We start from the raw sequence: 10,228 nt of genomic DNA on the forward strand, positions 1-10,228 counted from the left end.
GTTTTGCAGGGGCAAGTCCACAAAGATCATCTGAGCTTTCGCAATCAGGATGGTCTTCTAGATGATTGGGGAGTTCATCATTTCCATTTAGGTATTGGGCCGCACCCCAAGATTCCCGGTCTGGTGGAGCGAACTCCCCCTGTCGTTTTTGCGCTCGTGACCGATGAAGTCTTTTACGCAATCAATACTTACGAGCATCAGGGGTGGGCGAGTACTGAAATCGTCGAAACGTTACATCAGAATTGGCCTGACGCAATACACCAGTACGTGCTTCACGGAGTTTCACCCGACCCAATGACTGAATCGGACCGCACGACTCTGCGTAAAAAGCGGGCAAACTGTGTAGTCACAGTGAAAGACGGGACTGTTTATGGCCCGCTTGGTGGGCCTGTCAGCGCGTCGGGCATGACTGTTGAGGCGGTAATTCGCACAGACGCTTGTCACGATCAGATCGAGCGATTTCAGCACGCCGTTGAAGAGTCGGTTGAGCAGATTGTTTCGCAGTTGGGGAGACTCGGCCATGACGTTGCAGGTGACCTGCGCGCTAAGTATGTGATTCTTGATGGCGAGATGGCGGTTGGGTTACCTGATCAAGGCTTTACCCTCAAGATTGCATTTGACTCCCTTGACCACGAATTGCTCAGCGGTTGGGAAAAGTTTGTCTTGTGCGTTAAAAAAAGGTACGGCGATTCACGTCTCGGGCCAAAACAGTGGGGCCTGTTTACCCTGAGCCACAAGTTGCAACGACGCGTGGGGCGAAATGTTCTACGCGCAAGATTCAATAAACAAAATCCCTCTGAAAATCATCAATGATACCTATGGCTATGTTTTTCTAATTAGGGAGTTGGGGGAAGAGAGCGCGTTACTACGTGGAATCTGAGCAATCACCCTGTCTCAGCCCCTGAACTTTTCACTATCAGACACTTTGACAGCGAGGACAGCTGTCCCAACCTTCGTTGCTCGCTCGCACCATCGCCAGGCCTTAGACTTCACCAGCGCAGCACAATCGGCATAAAAAAAGCCCCGCCCAGGTGATTCTGTCGCGGGGCTTTTGCCGGCTAGAGTATTGCGTATGCACCCGCACTGCACCCACGAGGTTGTGATAGAAAAACCTCAATTGGGTGGAAGCCTTGAATTATATGGTGTCCAAGGGCAGGTTCGAACTGCCAACCTTCCCCTTAGGAGGGTCAATTTAGAAGCTTCCAAGCTTGGGTCATGCCAGCAAATACGGGGCTTATCGTCCGATTGCATCCGTGAAAACGGCTTCGTATAGTTCTTTTTGCTTCCACGGTGCTGTCACGGAGCTGAACTGCTTGAAAACGAAGATCACTCAGTTCCATCGTGTCACTGCATTACCAGTAACGCAACAGATGAGCGCAGAATATATCATCCCAATCACATCTCCGTCATGGACCAGTACTCCGCGACTCAGATGCTTGACTAATCGATGGTTGCTTCCAAACACTACACAGCATTTGGCCTCCACCTCACCCACACCGACGCTTTGGAGATGCACCACATGGACGTCACACGCACTGAAAGTGAAATTTTTTTGGAGTTGGAAAAACTATGCTCATCTCCAGGATACCTTCATGCGATTGCGTTATTATCCTTTAGGGATAACGCGATTAAATACGCAGACACAATGACTGTAGAAAATGTCCTTGAGCAATTCACTACAGAGCGACTGACCCGTACCGAACTCTCAACACTAATAGGGCTTTCCTGCAAAAGCGGATTGGACATTACAAGCATTACCCCTACGATAGCCTTACAATATATAGAAAAAACCCAGAGCTTACTTGAAGAAATTCATAACGCCATGTTTCTTCCTGTAATGAAAACATTTAAAGATGAAAAAAGCGAAGCTCCCTTGCCAATCGCGGGAGGAGCCGCGTTTCGAGAATCCATCTTCTATGGCGGGGAAGGCGCATACAACTTCCAGTATAGAGACCTATCAAGTATAAAATACAAAAAAGACAACTCATGGTTTGAAAAAAATAAGAAATTCTCCGTGGCGCAGGCAAACGATATTATTTCCGCAATAGATGAATTTCAGAGCACTAAGCTCGCCTCAACTAGAAAAGCTTTTTCTACTCAAGCACCTGAAACCTGGACATTCTTGCCTGCTTTCACTTTTACCGTAGAAGACATCTCCAGTTTTTCCGGCATTGACACAAACGCCATCCAAGCATTCATCGACGCTTTTACACTACCGATTGAAATGCTATTAAGTTTCTCAGCGCTGGATGACTTTAACGCGTCAAATGCCTTCCCGATAATAAAAATAAGTGAAACCGGATACATCTCCTTCCAAAGCTACAGCCTATCCGAAGCGCTGTATGAAACTCCATTTTTCTGGCTTAACTCTGATCCGCAGTACACAGATACCGCCAGAAAACATCGTGGAGAATTCACAGAAGAGTTTTCGGCCGAGCGCTTAAAGCTCGTGTTTGGTGAAAAGAATGTACATACCAACATCGACATCTATAAGAACAAGAAAACCCGAGTTGGAGAAATCGATGTATTGGTTGTTTATGCTGACAGAGCAATAATTCTTCAAGCAAAATCAAAAAAGCTTACACTCGCAGCACGCAAGGGGAACGACAACATCCTTCGAGATGACTTCAAAAAAGCAATTCAGGATGCAAACGATCAAGCATTTCTTTGTGCGGGTTTTTTACTTGATGAAGCTTACACTCTCATAGATAGCGAAAAGAACGAACTAATATTAGAAAGAAACTTTAAAGAAATATATCCTGTCTGCGTGATATCCGAACACTACCCTGCGCTTAGCTTTCAATCTCGTCAATTCTTGAAATTCCAAACAACAGAAACAATAAAACCTACTCTGGTCATGGACGTCTTCTTGTTGGACGTGATGTCAGAAATGCTTCAAACACCACTCTACTTCTTGAGCTATATAAACAAAAGAACAACTCACAACAATAAGATAATGTCCAATCACGAGTTGACAATTCTGTCCTATCACCTTAAGCAAAATCTGTGGGTAGAGAATGATAACTCTATGGTATTTGTTGAAGACAACGTCGGTGCAGAGCTCGATCTAGCTATGTTTAGCCGACGACTTGGAGCGCCCGGCCCGAAGACCCCCGAAGGAATACTGACAAAATTCAAAGGAACAGAATTTGACAGTATAATTACTGACATTGAAAGCCTGGCGGTCCCCCAAACAATAGATTTCGGATTCTTACTGCTCGAGCTTAGCGGTGACCTTGTTGAGCAATTCAATACTGCTATCAAAAAAATCACTCAACTATCCAAAGCAGATGGGAAGCATCACGATATTGTATTCGCGCTTCCGAAGCACTCAACAGGACTGACTATTCACTGTAATGAAGACTCTCTTGAAGTAGCTGGCAATCGACTTCGAGGGTTGTGCACTTTGAGAAAGTACGAGCAAAAAGCTAAATCTTGGTTTGGCATCTGTATTTCCCCAAATAACGCTAAGCTAAAATTTGGAATCAGCCTTACCGAACCTTGGGAGCATTCAAGTGAATTGGATGAGGCCACCAAGCGTATGCCTAAACCACAACAGCGCCTCAGAGATGCAAAAGGCATCAACTTCACTACCAAAGTGAATAACCTTAGAAAAATTGGCAGGAACGAAAAATGCTCCTGTGGTAGTGGAAAGAAGTACAAAAACTGCTGCATTTCCTAGACGATCAGAAAGTGAGGAGATGCACTCCGTTTTGAGTACATCTCTATCACTAGGTAAAAGCCCTGCAACCCTTCCCTCCCACAGTGAAATATCGCGCTGCGTGACGTTTTGGTCTCAGTGAGACGGTTCGGTCTCAATGTTCGTGGGGAAAACGCCACAGAGTGTGGGAAGCAACACACTGTGTAGGAATCAACACTGTGGACGGTCTTCGCACTTTCGCGGGGTACTGCGGCCTCACATCGAGGGCTTGCGCTTTCGGCGGATGCTGAGGCGATATACGAGCGGCTTTCCTTTGTTACTAATCTTGAAGCCGATCGCGTATTTCTCGATTGCTTTGCGGCCCTTCTCGGTGGGTGCCTGGTACCCTCCCGGCACTTTGACAATGTCTCCACTTTCGATCAGGCCGTCCAGGTCTGGTCGAGGCGGAAAATTTTCAATAGCTTCCCGTATTTGACGCATCCACACTTCATCCATATCTACATATCCTTTCCTGGCAGATGATGGCGATCCTACATCATAGCGGCGCTAGAAGGTCTCAAGGCGGTACTGCCGCCTAACAGTTCGACACACGAACTAGCGGCGAGACTGACCAAATGAGCCGATTCGGACCATTTTGCCAGACAGGTCTACGGCATAGCCAATTGGACGAACCGACCTATTACCAAAAAATTGGTTTGGTGCTGACCATCGTCTACGCCCGAGTTGGCCAATGCACTCCGAAGGGGGCCGAAAGAGAACAATCAGTTGCAGCCCTTCGCGACAGAAAGCAATCGGCCGATTGCGTTGAAAAAGTAGGGTTTTCCAGCTCGTCGCAGGTTCTGCACTGCGCTGGCCAGCGTGAATTCGTCAGTCGCGCCACTCATGCCACATAGGACAAAACGCCACCGTTTCGACCGCTGCGCGGTCTGGCTACATCTCCAAAATGCAATTCGATTCCAATCTGAGGGAATGCGAAAGTGCTTCTGGCACGGGTCAAGCTTTGTGAATCTGGCGTCTCCTATACCTAGCTGGAGACCGCTAATGAGCCTGACATTTGATGATTATCTGACCGCGGATTGGTCTGCGACTTGGGACAGCCCGGTCGACTTGCGATGGTTGTTCGACACCTTAGCCCTTTGGCCAGGTCTGTGCTGGGTGATGCGCGGCGATCCCGAGCATCGGTATGCCCAACTGAGCGGCGTGCCTGCCTTCGATTGGCAAGAGTCGATGACAATTGAGATCCGCTTGGTAGAAACACCACACCTGGATGCGCTCACGTTTTTTCTGGTTTTGAGCGAGCTGAATAAACGCAACCACATGGACGCCCGCCTTGAGGAAATTCATCTGTGCTGGTACCAAAGTTTGGTGGACAAGCTGCCGGCGGTGAATGTGCCGTATACCGGGAGGGCCTGACGATGACCCCTGACCGAATTCGATTCGTGTGGCTAGCCACCTTGCTCCTGAGCATCTCCCCCATAGCATCCGTATCTGCCTGGCCCGGGTTTCTGACTTCACAGCTGGTATGGGGCGCTCTGACCTTACTCACGACAGCATTTGCTATCCGTTGCCTACTGGGACAGCGAGAAAAGCGGCTGGCGCGAGAGTTGATCAGTGTGTTGATCGGTCTAGGCATCGGCCTGATCGCATCGCAAATTTTTTCCAGCACGTAGAAGCCATTGAGACGATCCTGGTTGCGCTGATCAACATCGAGACCAGGTTTTGCCACTGTCTGAGTCGTTTGATTTGTCGATCACGTACTGAGGTGAGTTATCGGAATGCAATCACGATTGCTTTAATAGTGGCATATTGCCATTCTGCTGGTTTAAATTTTACGGTCCTAAATTGGAGTTGATGCTCATGAATAAAAACCTGGCCATCGCCCTTATGTTTGCTGCTGTTGCCGGCTGCGATGACAGCAAGAAATCTGAGTCAACCGCGTGGATTGGTGGTGTTGTGTATGACTCGCCGCAATTCCAGTTCCCTAGTCAGCTTTACGCTCTGAAACCCAAAAACAGAATGGAGCCTCTGGAGCAATGGGATTGGACCTTTTCAAAGGCAGAATGGAAGCCGCATAGCTGGTCGCTATGGGTTGCGTCGAATGTCTATTCTGACGCCAAGGCCCCTCGTGATGATCTCCAATTGCTAAGAGAAGGCTTTGGTAGGGCATTGTCTGCAGCTGAGCGAGCCAAAGAGGAAAGTCTATTCATAGGCGAAGTGAGCAAATTCGTAAAGGCGAATAAAGTAGATCTTGAGATCAACTATCTGGGTTACGATCCAGTGCCGGCTTCCCTCATGAAAGATGGATTCAATTCAAAAGGGAGCTTTTTAACCTTCGATAATGATCCATGTGAGAAAGCATTCCGCTTGTGCGTGTCTAACTATTTCATCTCGCCGGCTGAGCGATTCTCAGGAGGAAAACGACTTTCCTTCAAGGACTGGACCGCCCCTTACATGAAATTCGGTGGTGATCAGAGCTCCCAGGGGGCTAAGCACGTTTACGAGGGCCTGGGCGGTGGTGGCAGCGAGGAGGGTGTGTTCTATGACTGGTGGCCTACAATGGTCTTCCTTGTAAATCCTGAAGGTAAAGTCGTACGTGCCTGGCTCCCTCAAACGCATAACTACGTGTCGGTGCAGAACATAGAGGGTGCGATTGCGCATGATATGGGGGGACGTTATGCAGACCTTAAAATTACTGATGACTCGTTCTCTCGCGGTGTTCCACTTTATGGCTACCAAGGCAAATATTACATCGAGAATGGTATGGAAAAACTTATGGGCACCTTCCAGGATATTATCGACACAAATGATCGCTGATCCCGGCCGCCTTGGTGTACTGGCCAATCAGGCCATAGTTGCGCTCGGCGGAAATCCCTGTGTTGGTCCGCTATTTTGCACTGTATCTCGTCTTTGTAAGCGCGGATTGGGGCAGCGCTCTACGCGCTGCTGCGTGGTTTCCACGCGGCTCTGTCAGGGTGCTTCGCTCCGCTCAACACCGCAGACAGAGCCGCGTCCCGCGGTCAAAGGCAAAATCGATGTGACACATCGAATCCGTCGTTGACCTACTGGGGATGGCAGATTCAATATCGATCTGCACCCCAGAGTTCAATCATGAACTCAACCCTAACAACATCATGCCTTTCATGATGTTGGGCTTCGGAACGTAGCGCTATTTCGCAAGTTCCAGCTGGGGAGGTGCGAGGTGTGAGCACAGACATTTCTGGCTCTCCTCGCTGCGCGACTGACTACGTTGGTGCATTTCATCAACGTAGTCAGTAGCAATGCCTCGATGGGTTGGCCGCCTATCTAGGTTGCTGCTAGGGCCGGATTATCAGACTGCTTCATCTGGTGATTCGAGGTAGAACCACTGCTGAACTTTGATATTAAATTGAGTCCTGATTTGGACGCGATAATTTAGGTTGGGTAGAGTTTGATAGTGAGAAGCAAACAGTGAGAGTGCTTTCAAGCGCATCGTTGCATTGGCTAATTTCGTCAATTGTCAGCTGATAAGTCCGACTGTAAAACGGGGCTAGGCATTCATTGGATGTCGGAACCACTGAATAGGAAAATTCGAGCGCGCCTTTTGGCTTGCAGCTGAATCTTCGTAATGTTGAAGTGGTGGCTGTAACTTACAGAATAAGTGCGCGCCATGAATAATAAACTGTCCTGCTTTCACAGCGAGATTCTAAAGCGATACCTCCAACGTTATACGCTGGGAATGATACAGATCTGGCTGCAAGATATATATGGCGTTTCGGTCTGCAAGTCAGCTATCTCAAGATCCATAAAAAAATTATTAAGCGCGGAAAGATTAAATTTCCGAAGTGAACCTGATGCTGAATATTTTTATTATAGGTCAGTGGTAAGTGTTCGTCGCCAGGTAAGGAACTATAAGTGTCATTTAAGTGCTGTCGATGGGATGATCAAGAATTTTAGATTTGTCCAGGGGTTAAGTGCTAGGGAGATATTCAGCTACTTGACCTCTTTGGGCATAAAAACTTCACTCAGCTCGGTCTATCGGGCACTGAGAGTAACCAATGAAAGAGAAGAAAGGAAAACATATAAAGAGCCTGGCGCGTACGTTCGCAAAACCGAGAACTCAGGCTCAAGTAATGAGCAAAGCCATGTTCAACTCCAATCGGCTGGCCAGCCTGGGTACATCTCTCAGCTATGAAGGTAGCCTCACGTTGGTTGCTAATTGGCTGCATAAAACGGGCCGTGGGTCTTTGATTGAGATTTCCCCTAAAGCAGCGAAAGTTTTCTTGGCGGAGCGAGCAAAAACGGTTAGCCAAAAAACTCTCGATCGTGATCGGCAGGCACTGCAGGCACTACTACGACACACCGGGCGATTTCACGAGGCAGGAAGGTTGTCAGTGATTCAGGCTGAGCGTCAGCAAGTGTTGCTCAGCCGAAATTATTCTGCCGATCAAGTCCAGCGGATAATTGAATGCCAAACCGACAGAAATGGTTTTTCAACAGAGCTAGCGTATGAAGCTGGACTACGTGCGCACGAACTGCTGACAATTTTGCCAGCGGCAGAGCGACCGATGAGTGATCGACCAGCCGATCCAGAAAAATTTCGCGACGGTGTTCGCTATACAGTCGTTGGCAAAGGCGGTTTGATCCGAGAGGTGAGCATTCCGCAGCCTCTAGCCCTACGTCTAGAGACGATGAGATTGTCCGAGCCCGCCAGTCGAGTCGATCGGCGAATTCATTATACGAGCCATTACGATATTGCGGGGGGGCAGGCCTGGTCTCAGAGCGTCAGTGAAGCCAGCTTCAGGGCTCTGGGTTTCAGTAACGGGGCACACGGCATTCGGCACAGCTATGCACAGGACCGTTACCGAGAATTACAAATGCATCTGGGTAGCATCGATCGAGCAAAACAGATTGTATCGCAAGAGCTTGGTCACTTCCGACCGGAAATCACCGATACCTACCTACGCTAAGCCCTGCTTCTGTTAGGACGGTGGCCGCGGAGTCCGCAGATGCGAAATTGCACTCCACTTGACCACACGTTTGCATTCGACCTGACCAGTCATTTGCATTCGTTCTGACCACCGATTGCATCGGATTTGACCAGCACGCTTTGTAACCATGATCGGCAGGGAACGGCCATTACCCGTCGTTCGATGACTCCAGAAAGCTGTCACCCATACGACTGCTGTACCACTGAAGCTGCCGGGAGACTGAATTCCACAACGTGGCATTTGCCGACATTCGGCTAATTGATGGCGTCAGTAAGCGATGGGCGGATATCCCAGTTGTTAGGTAGGTTGTTCTTCGAATTGCTTCGCTTCGAGCCGGACTCTGCGCTCGTCCAGCAGCTCGCCATCGAACATCCAATAGTCGGAACCACTGACCGAAGTCGATTTGTATCCCATATCCTGGATGGCCTTCAGGCCGGCGCCTGAGAGGCTCATGGGCTCGCCCTTGAAGTTGACCTTACGGCCATCGAGCACTGCTGCCGTGATGGTCTCATCCCTAGCCAGCACCAGGATGTCGCCAGCCTTGATACCGAGCGCAGCAAGGTTGATACGCGACCGGCGCTGTTCCTTCGCCTTTTCCATGGCTTGCACTTCGATGGGGTCGATGTCGACTTTGCCTGGCGTGACTTCCTTGAAGGTGCCGATGCTCAGTGCAAGCACGACCTTCTCTGGCTCCACCTTGAAGAACTCCCGCTTTGGGTTAATGCGGTGTTCGGCGAATAGCTGGTGGAGTGTCTTCTCCAGCTTGACCAGATTGACCTCTGCCGGTATTTCAGCGGCAAAGTGGCACTCGTACGGCAGCGGCACTCCAGAGCTGGAACTAGATTGGAAATGCGGGATTCGACGGTATCAGTGGTGAGTCCGATTTTCACAAGGCCGGGCATGGCCTCGTTTTTCAGCACGTAGATGAGTCTGGGCATGGAGTTTATTTCTTAGAGTTGCGGTCTTGCTCGCTGAGTATCTGCAGCAGTGCCAGGACAATTCGTGGAGCCCCGCGGAATCCATCCATGCCTTCATGCTCGTGCACCGACAGCATGGCCTCAAGCGCTCGGTATGCTGGACCATCCCCATCGTATAGCGTCTTGTCGATGGCATCGAGGTCAATGACGAGCTGCTTCGTCCCTTCCTCGCGAAGCTCGTAGAAGCGGTCAGCAGCCTCCGTCCAGTAGGGGTCTTCAGACCAATGGCGTGTCATAGCCGAGCTCATGGCAAAACAGATGGGAGGTCATTGTACCCGTTGGCATAATAATTTGCGCTGTCGCCGCTCCTGGTTGATTGCCCATTTTGCTATACGTGCACTTTTTTATGGTTTGAGTGGCCGGTGCCCCCACAAAACCTGACGTTATCCCATTTGAATGATGAAAGACGGCAACGGGTTGTTCTCTGCCGGTCGTCACTGCGGCGTGTGCTGGTCAAATCGAATGCAATTGACTGGTCAGCGGCAATGCAAATTGGTGGTCAAGTCCATGTAATTACGCAGCAGATCACCCTAAAAGCTAATTACAGGTTTTTTTAGAGGAAACGCTACCAGTTTAGGGGGAGGGGAATACAACGATCGCAAGGGGGGGCATTTATCGAAATT

Annotated in this window: 8 protein-coding genes and 1 pseudogene; 5 read left to right on the plus strand and 4 right to left on the minus strand. The window is 49.4% G+C overall.

Annotation, left to right across the window (positions count from 1 at the left end):
• Together F2S13_RS28605 and F2S13_RS28610 are read left to right on the plus strand one after the other, a co-directional pair.
• On the plus strand, nucleotides 1-813 hold an 813-nt coding region (locus F2S13_RS28605; protein ID WP_166367240.1), incomplete at its 5' end, for a hypothetical protein.
• Between the two features lie 706 nt (nucleotides 814-1,519).
• Nucleotides 1,520-3,682: an SEC-C metal-binding domain-containing protein gene (locus tag F2S13_RS28610; RefSeq protein ID WP_166367241.1), complete on the plus strand. Its 2,163-nt coding sequence runs from the start codon at nucleotides 1,520-1,522 to the stop codon at nucleotides 3,680-3,682.
• A gap of 234 nt (nucleotides 3,683-3,916) precedes the next feature.
• On the opposite strand, the gene F2S13_RS28615 is transcribed toward F2S13_RS28610, so the two are convergent.
• Nucleotides 3,917-4,156, minus strand: a complete 240-nt coding sequence (locus tag F2S13_RS28615; protein ID WP_166367242.1) for a hypothetical protein — start codon at nucleotides 4,154-4,156, stop codon at nucleotides 3,917-3,919.
• A gap of 546 nt (nucleotides 4,157-4,702) precedes the next feature.
• On the opposite strand from F2S13_RS28615, the gene F2S13_RS28620 reads away from it, so the two are divergent.
• From F2S13_RS28620 to F2S13_RS28630, 3 genes are all read left to right on the plus strand, one after another.
• Nucleotides 4,703-5,074, plus strand: a complete 372-nt coding sequence (locus F2S13_RS28620; RefSeq protein WP_166367243.1) for a hypothetical protein — start codon at nucleotides 4,703-4,705, stop codon at nucleotides 5,072-5,074.
• A 444-nt stretch (nucleotides 5,075-5,518) separates the two neighbouring features.
• Nucleotides 5,519-6,475, plus strand: coding sequence for a hypothetical protein (locus F2S13_RS28625; RefSeq protein ID WP_166367244.1), 957 nt, complete (start codon nucleotides 5,519-5,521; stop codon nucleotides 6,473-6,475).
• Nucleotides 6,476-7,695: 1,220 nt separating this feature from the next.
• Nucleotides 7,696-8,607 carry a site-specific integrase gene (locus F2S13_RS28630; RefSeq protein ID WP_246238036.1) on the plus strand — a complete coding sequence of 304 codons (912 nt, stop codon included), beginning with the start codon at nucleotides 7,696-7,698 and terminating at the stop codon, nucleotides 8,605-8,607.
• Nucleotides 8,608-8,925: 318 nt separating this feature from the next.
• Here the strand turns inward: F2S13_RS28630 and F2S13_RS28635 are convergent, their stop codons facing one another.
• From F2S13_RS28635 to F2S13_RS28640, 3 genes and pseudogenes are all read right to left on the minus strand, one after another.
• Complete coding sequence (locus F2S13_RS28635) at nucleotides 8,926-9,486, minus strand: GIY-YIG nuclease family protein (protein ID WP_343047651.1); 561 nt, start codon at nucleotides 9,484-9,486, stop codon at nucleotides 8,926-8,928.
• Nucleotides 9,483-9,566: pseudogene (locus tag F2S13_RS29940) on the minus strand (hypothetical protein); the annotation flags it as partial. The pseudogene F2S13_RS29940 and the gene F2S13_RS28635, both read right to left, overlap by 4 nt.
• Before the next feature lie 5 nt (nucleotides 9,567-9,571).
• Complete coding sequence (locus F2S13_RS28640) at nucleotides 9,572-9,841, minus strand: hypothetical protein (protein ID WP_166367245.1); 270 nt, start codon at nucleotides 9,839-9,841, stop codon at nucleotides 9,572-9,574.
• Between the last annotated feature and the right edge of the window lie 387 nt (nucleotides 9,842-10,228).

Source organism: Pseudomonas akapageensis, assembly GCF_011355085.1.
Lineage (GTDB): Bacteria > Pseudomonadota > Gammaproteobacteria > Pseudomonadales > Pseudomonadaceae > Aquipseudomonas > Aquipseudomonas akapageensis.